At 36.5% G+C, this 16,780-nt stretch carries 13 protein-coding genes; 8 read left to right on the top strand and 5 right to left on the bottom strand.

The window, feature by feature from the left end; translation table 11 throughout:
• Positions 1-5 precede the first annotated feature (5 nt).
• The 3 genes from J7R05_RS03040 to J7R05_RS03030 all read left to right on the top strand — a co-directional run bounded on the left by J7R05_RS03040 (position 6) and on the right by J7R05_RS03030 (position 4,360).
• The gene (locus tag J7R05_RS03040) at positions 6-260 is read left to right on the top strand and encodes an exodeoxyribonuclease VII small subunit (RefSeq protein WP_010703477.1); all 255 of its coding nucleotides are present in this window, start codon (positions 6-8) and stop codon (positions 258-260) included.
• A 216-nt stretch (positions 261-476) separates the two neighbouring features.
• A complete protein-coding gene (gene dxs, locus J7R05_RS03035) occupies positions 477-2,399 on the top strand; it encodes a 1-deoxy-D-xylulose-5-phosphate synthase (RefSeq protein WP_208541136.1) in 1,923 nt (640 codons plus the stop codon).
• 716 nt (positions 2,400-3,115) lie between these two features.
• Positions 3,116-4,360, top strand: a complete 1,245-nt coding sequence (locus J7R05_RS03030) for a class I SAM-dependent RNA methyltransferase (RefSeq protein ID WP_208541135.1) — start codon at positions 3,116-3,118, stop codon at positions 4,358-4,360.
• Positions 4,361-4,430: 70 nt separating this feature from the next.
• Here the strand turns inward: J7R05_RS03030 and tldD are convergent, their stop codons facing one another.
• Positions 4,431-5,849: a metalloprotease TldD gene (gene tldD, locus J7R05_RS03025; RefSeq protein ID WP_208541134.1), complete on the bottom strand. Its 1,419-nt coding sequence runs from the start codon at positions 5,847-5,849 to the stop codon at positions 4,431-4,433.
• A 129-nt stretch (positions 5,850-5,978) separates the two neighbouring features.
• Entirely contained in the window at positions 5,979-6,515 is a 537-nt protein-coding gene (locus J7R05_RS03020) for an invasion associated locus B family protein (protein WP_078689511.1), read from the bottom strand.
• A gap of 408 nt (positions 6,516-6,923) precedes the next feature.
• On the opposite strand from J7R05_RS03020, the gene cyoE reads away from it, so the two are divergent.
• From cyoE to rnhA, 4 genes are all read left to right on the top strand, one after another.
• On the top strand, positions 6,924-7,856 hold the full coding sequence (gene cyoE / locus J7R05_RS03015) for a heme o synthase (RefSeq protein WP_208541133.1): 933 nt from the start codon (positions 6,924-6,926) through the stop codon (positions 7,854-7,856).
• Between the two features lie 178 nt (positions 7,857-8,034).
• Positions 8,035-9,051, top strand: a complete 1,017-nt coding sequence (gene ispH / locus J7R05_RS03010; RefSeq protein WP_208541132.1) for a 4-hydroxy-3-methylbut-2-enyl diphosphate reductase — start codon at positions 8,035-8,037, stop codon at positions 9,049-9,051.
• Positions 9,052-9,091: 40 nt separating this feature from the next.
• Positions 9,092-10,051, top strand: coding sequence for a homoserine kinase (locus tag J7R05_RS03005; protein WP_208541131.1), 960 nt, complete (start codon positions 9,092-9,094; stop codon positions 10,049-10,051).
• 5 nt (positions 10,052-10,056) lie between these two features.
• Entirely contained in the window at positions 10,057-10,524 is a 468-nt protein-coding gene (gene rnhA / locus J7R05_RS03000) for a ribonuclease HI (RefSeq protein ID WP_078689515.1), read from the top strand.
• Positions 10,525-10,550: 26 nt separating this feature from the next.
• Here the strand turns inward: rnhA and J7R05_RS02995 are convergent, their stop codons facing one another.
• Positions 10,551-11,429: a protein-disulfide reductase DsbD domain-containing protein gene (locus J7R05_RS02995; protein WP_208541130.1), complete on the bottom strand. Its 879-nt coding sequence runs from the start codon at positions 11,427-11,429 to the stop codon at positions 10,551-10,553.
• Between the two features lie 71 nt (positions 11,430-11,500).
• On the opposite strand from J7R05_RS02995, the gene J7R05_RS02990 reads away from it, so the two are divergent.
• A complete protein-coding gene (locus J7R05_RS02990) occupies positions 11,501-12,085 on the top strand; it encodes a YqgE/AlgH family protein (RefSeq protein WP_034990060.1) in 585 nt (194 codons plus the stop codon).
• Between the two features lie 35 nt (positions 12,086-12,120).
• On the opposite strand, the gene J7R05_RS02985 is transcribed toward J7R05_RS02990, so the two are convergent.
• Together J7R05_RS02985 and J7R05_RS02980 are read right to left on the bottom strand one after the other, a co-directional pair.
• Positions 12,121-15,015, bottom strand: a complete 2,895-nt coding sequence (locus tag J7R05_RS02985) for an EAL domain-containing protein (protein ID WP_208541129.1) — start codon at positions 15,013-15,015, stop codon at positions 12,121-12,123.
• A gap of 448 nt (positions 15,016-15,463) precedes the next feature.
• The gene (locus J7R05_RS02980; RefSeq protein ID WP_208541128.1) at positions 15,464-16,756 is read right to left on the bottom strand and encodes a M16 family metallopeptidase; all 1,293 of its coding nucleotides are present in this window, start codon (positions 16,754-16,756) and stop codon (positions 15,464-15,466) included.
• Positions 16,757-16,780 lie beyond the last annotated feature (24 nt).

The following is a 16,780-nucleotide window of genomic DNA, read 5'->3' as shown; positions in this document are numbered from 1 at the left end:
GTTATATGAAGAAAGGAATGAAAAAGGGCGACATTGCTGCATTAAGTTTTGAGGAAGCACTGAAACAACTTGAAGTGATTGTTGAAAACTTGGAACGTGGAGATGTTCCTTTAGAACAATCAATTGATATTTATGAGCGTGGTGAAGCTCTTAAAAATCATTGTGATAAACTGTTGAAAGTGGCTGAAGCTAAAGTTGAAAAAATCCGGCTTTCAGATACAGGTCATCCAGAAGGTTTAGAGCCACTTGATTCTGAATGATATTTAGTAATCGTTTATTGTTATTGATTGTAAAAACAAGAATCTTAATTGATTAAAATAACTTATCACTCTTATTTCTGATGAATGAAAAAGAAGAAAATCTGTAGATAATCTTAAATAAGTAAAGTATTTCAATGAATAATACATCACATTCTACACAAAATAATAGAATATGTGTGCCTATATAACTATTATTGGTAAGGGAAGGAGTTTTTTTTGTCTCGGTCATTAACGCCATTACTTGATCGTATTTGTTTTCCACAAGATTTGCGGGCATTTTCTGAGTCTGATTTAGTACAGTTAGCTAATGAATTACGAGCTGAAACAATTGATGCAGTTTCTGTAACAGGTGGTCATCTTGGCGCAGGGCTTGGTGTTGTTGAGCTCACTATTGCGCTGCATTATGTTTTTAATACACCTGATGATAAGATTATTTGGGATGTTGGTCATCAAACTTATCCCCATAAAATTTTGACTGGTCGTAGGGATAAAATTCGTACTCTACGCCAAGATGGCGGCTTATCAGGTTTCACAAAGCGTTCAGAAAGTGTGTATGACTCATTTGGAGCAGGTCATTCTTCTACTTCTATTTCAGCTGGTCTTGGTATGGCAGTGGCAAGCATGTTAAAGGCAGAAGAAAGACGTAACATCATTTGTGTGATTGGTGATGGCGCTATGTCTGCTGGTATGGCTTATGAGGCCATGAATAATGCTGGTGCTTTGGATGCACGTTTAATTGTTATCCTTAATGATAACGATATGTCTATTGCACCTCCTACTGGTGCTATGAGTGCTTATCTTGCAAGATTAGTTTCTCGTCCTTCTTATCGTAGTTTGCGTGAGCAAGTAAAAATATTAAGCAAGAAGTTACCAAAGTTTTTTTCAGATAAGGCACGGCTTTCAGAAGAGTTTGCGCGTGGTTTTTTAGTTGGGGGAAGTTTATTTGAGGAGCTTGGCTTTTATTATGTCGGGCCTATAGATGGCCATAATATGAATCATTTATTGCCTGTTCTAAAGAATGTTCGCGAATATCCCAATGGTCCTGTTTTAGTGCATGTGGTAACACATAAAGGGAAAGGGTATGCACCTGCAGAGGTGTCGTCTGATAAATATCACGGTGTTAATCGTTTTGATGTTGTTACGGGCAAACAGGTTAAAACACAAAGTAAGTTTCTTCCTTATACTAAAGTGTTTTCTAAGGCTTTAATAGAAGAAGCCAGTCATGATGATAAGATTGTTGCTATAACGGCTGCAATGCCAACAGGAACGGGCCTTGATTCTTTTGCTGAAAAATTTCCCGATAAAATGTTTGATGTTGGTATTGCTGAACAACATGCTGTAACTTTTGCTGCAGGTATCGCCTGTGAAGGGTATAAACCTTTTGTTGCAATTTATTCTACCTTTTTACAGCGTGCTTATGATCAGATTATTCATGATGTATCGATTCAAAAGTTACCCGTGCGTTTTGCAATTGACCGCGCAGGTTTTGTTGGCGCGGATGGTGCAACACACGCTGGGAGTTTTGATATTGTTTTTTTGGCGACACTTCCTGAGTTTGTTGTGATGGCCCCTTCTGATGAAGTTGAACTTATGCATATGGTGCGCACAGCGGCAGCTTATGATCAAGGGCCTATTTCTTTTCGTTATCCACGTGGTGAAAGTAGTGGTATAGATTTACCACAACGTGGTGAGGTTCTGGAGATTGGTAAAGGGCGAATTTTATGTGAAGGCAGCAAAATAGCTTTGATTTGTTTTGGAACACGGTTATCTGAAGTGTTAATAGCAGCTAATGAGTTAGCAGCAGAGGGGTTATCAACAACTGTTGCAGATGCACGCTTTGCAAAGCCTTTGGATAAAGATTTAATACGTCGTTTAGCACGTGAGCACGAAGTATTAGTCACAATTGAAGAAGGAGCAATGGGTGGATTTGGGGCGCATGTACTGCAGTTTTTGGCACAAGAGGGGCTATTAGAGCACGGTTTAAAGGTTCGCACATTGAAATTTCCTGATGAATATTTAAATCATGGTTCACCAAATAAAGTTCTTTCGAGTATTGGGCTTGATGCAACGGGTATTATTAATACTGTTTTTAATGCTTTGGGACGTGAAATGCCGATAATACCGCAAGTTCAAGTATAACAATAAGGTAGTCGTAAATAGTTGTAAAAATTGATGCCTTTTAGTTATTTTTACAATCAATGTGTTTACGAGCATGTAATGCAAATTGTGTGGCAAATGGTTGTTAAGATTGACAGGAAAATACTTTTTCAATTGAGAAGATAATTTCTAATAATACAGAACTTATAGTTTATTATTCTGTCTAGAGTTATGCTTTACGTGCTAGAATTACAATTGCCGAATGCATTTAAGTATATTTCTGATTATAGTAAATTAAGTGATGGTATAATATTGGTATATCAGTAGTAATTTTAAGCAATTTTTCTTAAAATGTGAGGGTAAAGCTATAATTATTGCTTCTGATATTGATAATAATAAATTTAATGCACGTTTAATCTAGTACTAGCGTTGATAATATTATGAAAAGGTTTAAATGTAGGGATTAAAGGCAGTAATAATTGTGAAATTAATTTCACTATATCAAATGTCAATTCACTTTGCTTAAGTTTGTATTCTACTTATGTTATCGAAGAGAGCCAAGTTATTTGCTAGTAAAATCTCAATTTGAAATTGATGATAAGGGTGGGGTATTGAAAAATCCATCAATTGTAAGAAACTTTAGAAGCACTTTTTTGATAAACTGAATCTTAAAAGGGATAAATAAAAAAGGTTTCTTTCTTCATTCAATTATAAACGATGATAAGCGTTTAGAATATTGATTATTCGGAGAAAAAAGAGTGAGTGACAACGTTATAATTGATCATATTGGAGCTGATGGTCATGGTGTAGCAAAAACACCGCATGGCTCTGTTTATATACCTTTTACCTTACCGGGAGAGGTTGTTAAAGTTACTCTTCATGGAAAATACGGTACATCTATTGCATTAATGAAAAAATCATTAGAACGCATTGATGCTATTTGTAAACATTTTAAAGAATGTGGAGGGTGTATGCTTCAGCATTGGCATGTTGATGCGTATCATTCTTGGAAGCGACAGTTGGTTGTTGATGCACTTAAAAAGTACAGGTTTGATGTAGCTGTTTCTCCTTTAGTAACGTGCGCACATTATAGCCGCCGGCGAATCATTTTAACAGCATCCATGACAAAGCAAGGTCATATCGTTGGTTTTAATCGTCATCTTTCACATGATGTTGTGGCTATTGAGGAATGTCCGGTTACTCGGTCACAGATTATATCAAAATTAAATGATATTAGAGAGATATGTGCTCTTTTAGGCAATCATGCTAAGCGATTTCATGTGACAGTAACATCTGTTGATAATGGTTTTGACGTTGCTTTAAGGGGTTGTATCGTGCGCGATGAGCTTATTCGTCAAAATATGATACATGCAGCTCTTGTACGTGGAATTACGCGCTTATCTATTGAAGGTGAAGTTTTAGTTGAGCAAGAAAAACCGTTGATTTACTTTGGTGATGTTTGTGTTGAACTTCCTTCTGGCGGTTTTCTTCAGGCAACTTCTGAAGCAGAGGATATCATCAGTCATATTATTTTAACTCATTTTAAAAAAGCAAAAAGTGCTGTTGATTTATTTTCAGGGGTGGGAACTTTTACTTTACGTATGGCTAAAACAATGAATGTTCATGCAGTAGAAAATGATGAAACAGCATTGGCGAATTTAGAGCACGCAGCACGTTTTGCTTCTGGCTTAAAAACAGTCACTTGTGAAAAGCGTGATTTGTTTCGTCGTCCACTTTCTGCAAAGGAACTTGAACGTTTTGATAGTGTTGTTTTTGATCCACCACGCGCTGGTGCAAAAGAACAAGTATGTGAATTAGCAAAGACAACAATACCACGTGTGGTAGCTGTTTCATGCAATCCTGTTACATTTGCTCGTGATTTATCCATTCTTGTTGCAGGCGGTTATACAGTAGAACAGGTCATACCGATTGATCAATTTTTGTGGTCGCCTCATGTTGAAGTTGTTGCGATTTTGAGTAAACGCAAAACAAAGGTGCGCTAAGAAATTTAGCTAACATAAAAAGACTATTTAAATATATTGAAAATTTTTTATTAAGCTTAGTTGGTTGATGTTATGAAAGCGTTGTCCCGCCGATTGTCATATTATTGATTCGTAAATGGGGCTGTCCAACGCCAACAGGAACATTTTGTCCCGCTTTTCCACACATACCTACACCATTATCCAGTTTGCTGTCATTTCCAATCATTGTAATGCGTTTCATAGCATCTGGCCCATTACCAATAAGGGTTGCGCCTTTGATTGGAGCTAAGATTTTGCCATTCTCTACTCGATAAGCTTCGGTACACTCAAATACAAATTTTCCAGAAGTAATATCAACTTGTCCTCCACCAAATGAAACTGCATAAATACCGCTTTTTAATGAAGACAAAATTTCTTGAGGTGTTTTATCTCCCCCTAGCATAATTGTATTTGTCATCCGTGGTATTGGTGTATATGCATAAGATTCACGCCGCCCATTTCCGGTTGGATTAACACCCATGAGCCGAGCATTTAACCTATCCTGCATGAAGCCTACGAGTTTACCGTTTTCAATCAGAACGTTATGTCTTGATGGTGTTCCTTCATCATCAATAGTAAGTGACCCGCGGCATTGGGGAATTGTGCCATCATCAACAATAGTCACACCTTTTGCGGCGACTTGTTGCCCCAAAAGCCCAGAAAAAGCGGATGTTTTTTTGCGGTTAAAATCACCTTCCAAACCGTGTCCAACAGCTTCATGTAGCATAACGCCAGGCCATCCATTAGCCAAAACAACATCAAATGTTCCTGCTGGTGCTTCTTGTGCTTCTAAGTTGACTAAAGCCATACGCAAAGCTTCATCGGCAGCCATTTTCCAATTTTCTTCACTAATGAATTGATTAAATGTTTGTCGTCCACCACATCCATAAAATCCATTTTCACGTCGATTATTATCAGAAACTACCACAGATATAGTAAGTTTTACGAGGGGGCGAATGTCATGAACAAAGTATCCATCACCGCGTAAAATTTCAACATGTTGAAGTGAACCGGAAAGAGCGACGGTAACTTGATGCAGTTTGTTATTTTTTTCACGTAAATATGCGTCAATTTTTTGTAAAAGTGCGCTTTTTTCTTTAAATGATGGAGCATCAAGAGGATTGTTTGGTTGGTATAATCTTTGCTTTGGTTGTGAGGGAGCTGCACTATAAGACCCTGTATGATTATTATAGGTTACAGCTTTAGCAGCTTCAATAGCGCGTTTGAGTGCAGCGGCTGATAATTCACCAGAGTGAGCGTATCCAGTAGCTTCTCCAGAAACAACGCGTAAGCCAAATCCTATATCTTGCTGAAATGACCCATTTTTAAGCTGGCTATTATCAAATAAAAGTGTTTCACTTTCTGTATATTCAAGATAAAGTTCACCATCATCAGCATTATGAAGAGTTTCTTGAACAAGAGACTGTACTTTGGACGAAGAAATATCAAAACGGTCAATCAGTGATTTCATGGTGGTTATCCTATTTGCATTGGTGCCGGCAATGTTCATTTTCTTTATTTAGGAACGCTTCCAAATTTAAGAAGATTCCCAAAGAGTTATTGGATGCACTGATCATTTAGTATTTGCAAATACTTTTTGTTATTCTGATAAGTCTGCGTAAGCTTCATTCAGTCCACGTAAATCAATAAGACCGCCGACTCCTTGCTCAGGAGTTGTAAAGATAAAATAAGTGGCTGTTTTGCCGTTTAAAAAGAGTTTTAATATATCTTCTTTAAGGAGAGCTTCAGCAACACAGTTATCGCCCAAACAACGCCGATATTCTATTTTTCCTATATTTTTATCATCGATTTTAATGCCAATACCAGAACGCAATTCCACACGAATAGGAACAAAAACCCGCATCAAAGTTTCTTGATTTTTAGGCAATTTATGAAATGTAACCCGAAAGGTAATATCGCGACGATCTTGTGTGCGCACATCTTGTGTGATTTCACATTGTATATTAGGTGTACCTGGTGGTAGTGAGCAAACTTTTGTCCATGCACCATAGGTTTGTGGGGCAGGGACATTTTGTGTATTGGGTACTTGCGCAATAGCATAATTGGTGAAAGAAACGCAAAATGCGCATATAATAACGCAAAAGAAGTTTTTTTTAAGAAATTCATAAAGTGTCATGGAAAACCCTGCCCAAATCGTTATTATGTTATTGTGCATAGGTTTTCATGAAAAGTAAATCCTTGTCTTAAAAGTGTAACACAAAACCAATTCTTTTCTGGATGTATTTATGCATATTTCATATAAATAGAACAAAAGTACAAAATAAAAATAATATTTCACCAGAGTGGGATCTTCTAGCACTATCTTGTGGCATTTAGTAAAATCTATTTATTTTTGTGATGCCTTTTTATATAAAGGATAACAGTGATTGGAATTAATGTAAGTATTTCTATCTGTTTTGAAAATACATATAAATAAGATAGATATTATATGGTCTCGAAAATGCTATAATATTAATGGGTCATTTCCATATGTTAAATAGTGTTTTTTTGTGAGTAATACTGATAGAAAAGGTTCTTTAGTGGAATGTGTATTTTAGAAGAATTATCAGCTAAAAATAGTCAGTCAATTCCGCCAAAAGCCAATCTTTATGATTATATTACATTATTGAAACCCCGAGTTATGTCACTTGTTGTGTTTACAGCTCTGGTTGGGCTGATGGTGTCACCTGTTACTGTAAATCCACTTCATGGTGTGTTAGCAATTTTATGTATCGCTGTGGGCGGTGGTGGTGCGGGGGCACTTAATATGTGGTATGACGCTGATATTGATGCAGTAATGAAACGTACGCAAAAGCGCCCTATTCCTACTGGTAAAATTAGCCGTAAGAAAGCATTTGTTTTTGGTTTGGCTCTTTCTGTGCTTTCGGTTACGGTTATGGGAGTTTTTATTAATTGGTTTTCAGCGATTTTTCTTGCTTTCACAATTTTCTTTTATGTTGTTGTTTATACGATTTGGTTAAAACGCGTAACACCACAAAATATTGTTATTGGTGGTGCAGCTGGAGCTTTTCCACCAATGATTGGGTGGGCAGCTGCGACAGGGGCAATAAGTATTGAAAGTTTCTTATTATTTTTGATCATTTTTATGTGGACTCCACCGCATTTTTGGGCTCTTTCTTTATTTTCATCTATTGATTACGATGCAGCAGGTATTCCTATAATGCCCAATGTACGAGGTGAATATTCAACCAAGAAACAAATTTTAGTTTATACTGTAATTATGGCGTTATGCGCTATTGGGCCTTATATTATAGGTCTTGCAGGTGTGACTTATGGTGTTTGTTCAGCAATTTTAAGTGTTACTTTTATTTATCTTTCTTATCGTTTATGGAAAGCTGATACACGTGATGAAACCATTTCTATAGCAAAGAAAGTGTTTTTCTTTTCATTGTTTTATTTAGCCGCTATATTTGGAATTCTTTTAATTGAAAATCGTATTTTGTATTTTATTATCTAATGTGATTTAAGCTGAAGAGCAAAATTAATTCGCATCAATAGAATAATAATGTCCTACAGGTGCAACTCTTTATATAAAAAGGGTGATATTTTAGTTTTTCTCTATACATTTCTTATATAGTGCATAACAACAGTGTATTTTGATACATGGAGAAAGTCATAAAAATGAAGGATGAATTATGTGCTTACTCCCCCCTTTAACAATACGCCTTTGTAGTCCGCGTGGTTTTTGTGCTGGGGTTGATCGTGCTATTCAAATTGTTGTTCTTGCATTAAAAAAATATGGTGCTCCAGTGTATGTTCGCCATGAAATTGTGCATAACCGCTATGTGGTTGAAGGGTTACAACAGCGTGGAGCCATTTTTATTGAAGAACTTCATGAAATTCCAGAAGAACATCGCAATCAACCCGTGGTGTTTTCTGCTCATGGTGTGCCAAAATCTGTACCAGAAGAGGCGCATCGTTATAATTTATTCTATATCGATGCAACGTGTCCGTTGGTTTCTAAGGTTCATAAGCAAGCGATACGGCATCAACGTTATGGTCGTCATGTCATATTAATTGGTCATTCTGGCCATCCTGAGGTGATAGGAACAATGGGGCAGCTTGAAAAAGGAGCTGTTACATTAATTGAAACAGTAGAAGATGCTTGGCGTTATCAACCGGAAAATCCAGATAAATTGGGATTTGTGACACAAACAACGCTTTCTGTTGAAAATACAGCTGAAATTTTGGATGTTTTGCAAAAACGTTTTCCTGCGTTAGAAACACCGGCTGCCGAGTCAATTTGTTATGCTACGACCAATCGACAAGAAGCTGTTAAGGCAGCGGCGTTAGGGAGTGATTTATTTTTGATTGTTGGTGCACCAAACTCATCTAATTCGCGGCGCTTGGTAGAGGTTGCTGAAAGGTTTGGTGCACAGCGATCCATTTTAGTTCAATGTGTTGATGAAATTGATTTTGATAATTTAGGTGCTCTTTCCGTTGTTAGTCTTTCAGCTGGAGCATCTGCTCCTGAAATTATTGTCGATGAAATTATTACAGCTTTTCATAAGCGTTATAATGTCAAAATAGAATTGGCTGAAACTGCGTTAGAGACAGAGACATTTTTGGTCGCTCGCGAGTTGCGTGATGTTGTTTTAACCCCTCAAGATATGGCTTTTGTTAATGGTTATGCTAAAGATACTAACAAATAGAAATTATAATATTACTAGTGCTTAAAACGAAAGCAAAATAATGGCAGTTCATACTGACGTACATCAGAGCGATTTGGAAGAATTTTTAACGCGTTATTCAATAGGTTGTCTTCTATCTTACCAGGGAATAGCAGAAGGTATCGAAAACTCAAATTTTACACTTCATACAACAAAAGGAAGATTTATTTTAACACTTTATGAAAAACGCGTTTCAAAAAGTGATTTACCCTTTTTTTGTAGTCTTATGCAGCATTTACATCAGCGTGGGATTCCTTGTCCTCAGCCAGTTCTTCAGAATGATGGTGCAATAATTGGTAAGTTAGCAGAGCGCCCTGCTGTTATTGTTACCTTTGTGGAAGGGACATGGGTGCGTAGGCCTGATGTATATCATTGTTGTGAAGTAGGTACTGGTTTGGCACAGCTGCATTTGGCTGGGCAAGATTTTGTACCCAACCGCAAAAATACTCTTTCTATTGTAGATTTAAGACCATTGTGGGCGAGTTGCCAAACAAAAGAAGATATTTTATTGCAAAAGTTTGGACAAAAAATTGATACAGAGTTAGCATTTTTAGAAAAAAACTGGCCATTATATTTACCAACAGGCATTATTCACGCTGATTTATTTAATGATAATGTATTTTTTTTAGACCATTGTCTTTCTGGTATTATAGATTTCTATTTTGCTTGTAATGATTTTTTTGCTTATGATTTAGCGATTTGTTTGAATGCTTGGTGTTTTGAAAGCGATTATTCTTATAATCTTGTCAAAGCACGTGGATTATTAGAAAGTTATCAAAAAATTAGGCCATTAATACCTTTAGAATTAAATGCGATTCTTTTATTGGTACGTGGCGCAGCTTTGCGCTTTTTACTGACACGCCTTTATGATTGGTTTAATACACCTGCTGGTAGTTTTGTTGTTAAAAAGGATCCGTTGGAATATTGGCATAAACTTAGTTTTTTTAGTAGTGTAGATTCGTTGACTGAATTGGGTTTTTAAATTTTATGTTCAATCGAAAAAAAGTCATTGAAATTTATACAGATGGTGCTTGCTCTGGAAATCCTGGGCCTGGGGGATGGGGGGCAATTTTACGCTGGAATGGTCGTGAGCGTGAACTGTATGGTGGAAAAGAATATACGACTAATAATCAAATGGAACTTATGGCAGCAATTTGCGCGTTAAATGCCCTTAAAGAATCTTGTTCAATTGATCTTTATACAGACTCAGTCTATGTGCGCAATGGGATATCTATGTGGCTTAAAGGCTGGAAGAAGAATGACTGGCGCACCGCATCGAATGATCCTGTTAAAAATGTGGAATTATGGCAGGCTCTTGATGATGCTTGCTCCCGGCATGATGTTAGATGGCACTGGGTAAAAGGGCATGCCGGCCACCCAGATAATGAACGGGCAGACGCTCTTGCGCGTAAAGCAATTGCTGAATATCGCAAGAATGGACATTTTTCTACATAATTTTATAAAATAGCTTTTCTAATGTATTATGGAATGACAGTAGAATTTGATTGCGTATTTATTACGAATGTTCCACTCAAGGCGTGATTTTGAGAAGAAATTGCATAAAAAATTGTTTGGTTTAGCTCGTCTGGCATAAAATATATAGGTGCGCTAAAGAGTGTATATTCTTCATGGTCGCTTACTTTTTTTGCTGGTCCAATTTGCATATCTCCTCCATCTAAAAAAAGAGATAAGATTTTGATTTTGCTGTTATTTTGTATTTTTATAAATAAGGTATTTTTATCTTTTTCAGCACTTATTGTAAATTCATTATCCATTGCACGAGGAAGAGCAGCTTGGGCACGCTTTAATAAAGATGGAGAGAGATATGTATTTTTCTGAGTGGATGAGGAAAAATCAAAGTCAACAGTAAAAGGGATACAGATTTCATCACACAGTCCAAGAGTTAAAGAGCCACTAAGATTTTCACTTGAATCAGAAACACTAAATGGTAGTACAACTTTATTTTTATAACCTAATGACCAATCATTTTCTGTTTCATAAAGTTGTGGTATGGGATAAAAAATTTCATAAGAGACTTGTTGGTTAAAGTTAAAAAATGGTGCCATACCGGAGTTTCCTGGATTGCGCCAATAGGTTTTCCATTTTGGCTTGAGCATCACTTCAATAAAACCGTTTCTTATTCCAGAAGGGGAAGATTTGGTGAGTGCCAATCTCACGCTGCCACCTTCTGATTCATACCAAGGCGTCGCAAGAAGTTGTGATTCTTGTTCTTTTTGAGCAGCAATGGTGAGATTGGATGAGCTTAAAAGAACGAACGTTAAGCTAAAAATGATTAAAAACTTTTTATAAAAGATATTTGAAATTCTTTGTAAATTTAGAAATATTTGAATTTTTTTCATCTAGTTTTTATTTTCTTCTTGTACTGCCTGAATTGAAGTTTAACATATAGATTATGGAAAATGTCAAATTAATGAAGCAGCGTGATGGATTTTTAAATGGAAAATTGCTCATAGCAATGCCCGGAATGAGTGATAAACGCTTTGTCCGTTCTGTTATTTATGTTTGTGCTCATTCTAATTCTGGTGCTATGGGAATTATTCTCAATCAATTGCACAGCATTGATTTTCCTGAGCTTTTACTTCAGCTTGGAGTGATTGAGCAAGCAAAAAAAAGCTATCTTTCTGAATCGATAAAAAAGTTTCCAGTACGCTATGGCGGGCCTGTTGATCCTTCTCGTGGTTTTGTACTTCATTCGGGTGATTACACTTGTGAAGCAACTATTTCTGTTACAGACAAGATTTATCTTACTGCAACTATTGATATATTAAAAGCAATCAGTTGTGAACAAGGCCCTCAACATGCGCTGGTAGCATTGGGTTATGCTGGGTGGAAAGCAGGGCAGCTTGAAACAGAGATTTCTGCGAATGGTTGGTTGATCAGTTCTGCATCGCCTAGTTTTATTTTTGAAAGTGATTTAAGCAATACGTACGATGAAAGTTTTACCCGCATGGGCATTAATCCAACTTATCTCGTTTCTGAAATAGGTCATGCATAAACGTATTTGCTATTTTCTCTGGGTTTTATAAAAGCCTATGAGTCTGATTTATTTTTATAAGAAAATTGATTTTGAATAAGAGTAATTAATTCTTCGGCAGTGATTGGTTTAGTGATAATTGTACTTTGAATATATTTGCAGCCTTCTTGACGCAAGAAGAGAGCCACTTTTTCATCTTCAACACCTTCTGCAATAATCTGTAAATTAAGATCAGTAGCCATATTAATAATTGATTTAAGAACAAGCTTTTTCTTAGGTGAATCGAGAGAGACAAATGAGCGGTCTAATTTGACCATATCAAATGGATAACGAACGAGATAAGCAAGTGATGAATAGCCTGTTCCAAAATGATCTAATGCCAGATTCATTCCTAGTGCTTTGATCTGCTCAAGGAAATGAGCTGATTGTTCAGGATTTTTTCTCAAAACAAATTCTGATACTTCTATCATCAAGTGCCCTTTATTAAGTGGATTGCGAAGAAGGGTAGAACGCAATTGACTTATAAAATTAGGGTGAATCATTTCTACACTTGGTAAATTGATTGAAATGAAGAAAGGTTGTTGAGCGCATTTCTTTTTTATCTTGATAAGATCAGCAATAGCATTATCAATGATAAATTGTGCTAAGTCTGTAGTGATCTGTTCGCTTTCTACGATTTTAATGAAATCATTGACATTTAAATTTCCATGATATGGATGATGCCATTCTACGATCGCTTCAAAACCTATAATTTGTCCATCTGATAGATTAAAAATAGGATGATAGAGAATTTTTATTTCATTATGCTTTATGGCAGAATGAATATCATGTTCAATGTTGTTATGTTTAAGGCCTAGAGTACGAAAATTGGGGCGAAAAGGTACAATATCATTACCACCCATTTGTTTTGCTTGGATCATTGCCAGTTCACTATCGTGGAAAATATCTTTAGCATTTAATCTACATTCATTCCATGTAACCAGTCCAATTGATGTTGAAAGCGATATTTCTTGTTCTGCAAGTGAAATAGGCGCTGAAATTGTTTTGTGCAGATGATTCACAAAAGCTGCAATTTTTTGTGATTCAGTTTCACTGAGTAAAATGATTGCAAAACGATCTGCAAAAAGACGAGTTAAGGTATCTTGGGTATTAATAAGACGGCTCAAACGTCGTGCAATGATCAAGAGTACAGTATCACCAACAGCTATACCTAATTTGTGATTGATTTGGCGGAAATTGTCGAAATCAATCATTAAAACAGTTGGTTTAATTTTTATATTTACTTTAGCAAGAGAGATATAATGCTGTAATCTGTCCAAAAAAATTTGTTTGTTAGGAAGACCAGTTAAGTTGTCATAAATTGCATTATGTAGTAAACGTTCTTCAGCTTTTTTGTGGTTGGTAATATTGATAATGGTTCCAATTACACGGGTAACTTTTCCATCTTTTTTAACAATAGCTGGACTCGCGCGAAGTGAAAACCAATGATAATAACCACTACCGCAAGAAAGTCGAAAAATTTGGTCAATACGTCCTTTTTTGTTTTTAAGAATGATGTCTAGCATGGCGTGAAAGTGTTCACGGTCATCATGATGCAAGGCTGAAATCCAGTCATTCATAGTACCATTAAGTTTGTGTGCTTCAGTACCAAAGAGGGGGGTCATATCCGGATGAACAACAATACGATCACGCTCAACATCCCAATCCCAAATGATGTTCCCAGCGCCTTTTGCTGCAAGTGCTTGTTGTTCAAGGTCAGAAAAGATTCCTTCATAGAAAGCATCATGGGAAAAAGTTTGTTGCATAATGGTAAAGCTAATAAGAAGAACAATGAGCACCAACCCTCCTGCTAGAGCTGGTTGAATAATATCGTTATCTAAATATCCTTCTATGCAAGCAAAAGCTCCAATAGACCAGAAGCTGATGAGCAACCATGTTGGGATAAGCATAATTGCGCGATCATAGCGGCGGATTGAAAAATAACTGATTAAGATAATACCAAGTATGGTGGTAAGACCAAATGATACACGTGCGATACCAGCAGCTCTGGTCGGATCATAAATAGCAAATGTTCCCAAGCCACAAAGAGCTATAATCCATATGATTGCTCCGTAGCTAAAATGATAATGCCAGCGGTTCAAACATAAATAGGTAAAAAGGAAAATGAAAAGTGTTGCTGCAAGTGCAATTTCTGTACTAGCACGCCAAATTGGTTCTATTGTTGGTGTAATTGCAAAGAGTTTATTCAAAAAATTGAAGTCAATACCAATATAGAAAAGAATTGCCCAAGCAACAGCAGCTGTTGCAGGAAAAAGACCTGTTCCACGAACAACGAATAGAACCGTTAGTAAGAGCGCTAAAAGGCCTGATATACCAAGGAGGATACCATGATAGAGCGTATAGGAATTGATTGTATCTTTATAGGTTTCAGGTTTCCATAAATAGATTTTGGGCAGATTTGCAGAGTTAAGTTCTGCAACAAATGTAATAACAGCGCCAGGGTTGAGTGTAATACGAAAAATATCAGAATTTGTACTAGCTTGACGGTCAAGAGAAAAACCTTCATTTGGAGTAATAGATTGAATACGTGTTGATCCAAGATCTGGCCAAAAAAGACCTGAATTAGCTATACGATAGTGAGGTGCAACAATGAGGCGGTCTATCTGTTCATCTGTTGGGTTTGCAAGGGCAAATACTGCCCAGCTTCCAGAAAAATTTTCATTGTTAGCCTGTACTTCAATACGCCATATAATACCATCTGGTCCTGGTGCAGTACTTGTTTGAAAAATGGGGTTGTTTGTGTGGTGAATTTCGATTGTTTTTGATAGATCAATAGCCGTATCTTGAGGAGAAATTTTAATTGGTTCAATGGCTTGTGCTGATGTAAGTTGAACAAAAAAGCTAATGATTATAACAATGATAATATTGATTATCTGATGCAAACTTTTCACAACGTCTCACTCTCAGTATTTTAAACTGTTTAATTTTAGATTATATTTTTGGAAAAATACATTCATCTTTTAAGATTTATTTTTATAAGAAGTAGCTATTGTTTTCTTTAAAAAAGAATAGTTTTATACAAAGATAAACCAGATATCTATTCTTATAAACGAGGCTTAAAACGAGTGTTTATGTTTTAAAAAGACAAGCTTAAGCTATGGGTTTTCAAGATTTCACTAATATATCTTTGCTTATTGATTTTCTATCACATGAAGCGTTGGTTGAGTAGCTTTACACGCTTTTTTAATTCATCTTTCCAAAACTTATTTAATGAGTAAAACTCTTGTGGTGATTTTATAATCAAAAATGCGTAGATGGTGTTAATATCAGCTACTTATATAATCGCTTTATTCATTACAAAGGCGATGAATTGAAGTTTTGGAAAGGATTCCGTTTAGTTTATTTACGTTCAGAAGGAGCGGTTATATTAGACAAAAGAGTTGATGTTAAATCATCAAAGTTTATAAGCCGGCCAACAGGACCAATAGCTGCTAATGTTGGTTTTGAGTTGGTAAAAAGGTGAGTGGCAAGTTCAGTTAGTCGTTTTGGGGTAATAAGCTCTAAGCGTTCAATCATTTCAGATACTGGAATTGGTCGATCATAAAGAAGCATTTGGCGTGCAATAAGGTGTGCTTGGCTAGATGGGTTTTCTTGTGATATTGTGAAGTTGGCACGATATTGTGCCCGCGCTCGTTGAAGTTCGCTTTCGTGAATATTTTTACTTGCTTTAGAAAGTTCATCGAGAATGACAGGCAAAAGTGTTTCTAGCCCTTCTTGTCCGGTAGCAGCATGGATACCAAAAAGCCCAGTATCTGAAAACCCCCAGTGAAAAGAATAAATAGAGTAACATAATCCACGTTTTTCTCTAACTTCTTGAAATAAGCGTGATGACATGCCTCCTCCAAGAATAATTGAAAGAATCTGAGCTGTATAGAAATCACGTGCATGATATGGGCGCCCTTCAAAACCAAGAACAACTTGTGTATCCATTAAATCACGGTATTCACGAAAGTCACCACCGATATAATTGGCAAGGTTGGTAAAAGAGGTCGTTGAATGAGAGCGAAAAGTACTAAGACGGCTTTCAACCTCACGCAAAAAGCTTTCATGATTCACAGCTCCTGCAGCCACTACAATCATGCGGTCTGCACTGTAGTGTTTCTTCATAAAACTATGTAAGTCAGCAGACGTAAATGATTGGACTGTCTTTGGTGTTCCTAAAATAGAGCGCCCAAGAGACTGATGGCGAAAGGCTGTTTCAGTAAAATGATCAAAAACAATGTCATCCGGAACATCATAGGTAGCACCAATTTCCTGAATAATCACTTGTTTTTCTCGCTCTAATTCGTTTTCATCAAATTTTGAGCATATCATGATGTCAGATAGAATATCGATAGCCAGCGGGATATCGTCTTTAAGTACACGTGCAAAATAGGCAGTTGTTTCAATACTGGTATGGGCATTAATTTCCCCTCCAACATCTTCAATATCAGCTGCAATTTTAAAGGCTGTGCGGTTTTCAGTTCCTTTAAAAGCCATATGTTCAAGGAGATGGGCAATGCCGTGTTGTGTAAAAGTTTCGTTACGTGAGCCAACTTTAACCCATATTCCAAGTGCGACACTGTCAATTTGTTGCATTGTATGCGTGGCAATAGTCAAACCATTACTAAGGCGGCTGATATCTACACCCATGCTTTATGACTCCGTTAAACAAAC

Source organism: Bartonella capreoli (assembly GCF_902813205.1).
GTDB lineage: Bacteria > Pseudomonadota > Alphaproteobacteria > Rhizobiales > Rhizobiaceae > Bartonella > Bartonella schoenbuchensis.
The sequence above is the reverse complement of the archived record's forward strand: the minus strand, read 5'-3'. Positions and strand labels throughout refer to the sequence as shown.

Coding starts and splice junctions, on each gene's coding strand:
- J7R05_RS03040 (WP_010703477.1), top strand. CDS start 6: ATGAAGAAAGGAATGAAAAAGGGCGACATTGCTGCATTAAGTTTTGAG.
- tldD (WP_208541134.1), bottom strand. CDS start 5,849: ATGAAATCACTGATTGACCGTTTTGATATTTCTTCGTCCAAAGTACAG.
- J7R05_RS03020 (WP_078689511.1), bottom strand. CDS start 6,515: ATGACACTTTATGAATTTCTTAAAAAAAACTTCTTTTGCGTTATTATA.
- cyoE (WP_208541133.1), top strand. CDS start 6,924: ATGTGTATTTTAGAAGAATTATCAGCTAAAAATAGTCAGTCAATTCCG.
- ispH (WP_208541132.1), top strand. CDS start 8,035: ATGTGCTTACTCCCCCCTTTAACAATACGCCTTTGTAGTCCGCGTGGT.
- J7R05_RS03005 (WP_208541131.1), top strand. CDS start 9,092: ATGGCAGTTCATACTGACGTACATCAGAGCGATTTGGAAGAATTTTTA.
- rnhA (WP_078689515.1), top strand. CDS start 10,057: ATGTTCAATCGAAAAAAAGTCATTGAAATTTATACAGATGGTGCTTGC.
- J7R05_RS02995 (WP_208541130.1), bottom strand. CDS start 11,429: ATGAAAAAAATTCAAATATTTCTAAATTTACAAAGAATTTCAAATATC.
- J7R05_RS02990 (WP_034990060.1), top strand. CDS start 11,501: ATGAAGCAGCGTGATGGATTTTTAAATGGAAAATTGCTCATAGCAATG.
- J7R05_RS02980 (WP_208541128.1), bottom strand. CDS start 16,756: ATGGGTGTAGATATCAGCCGCCTTAGTAATGGTTTGACTATTGCCACG.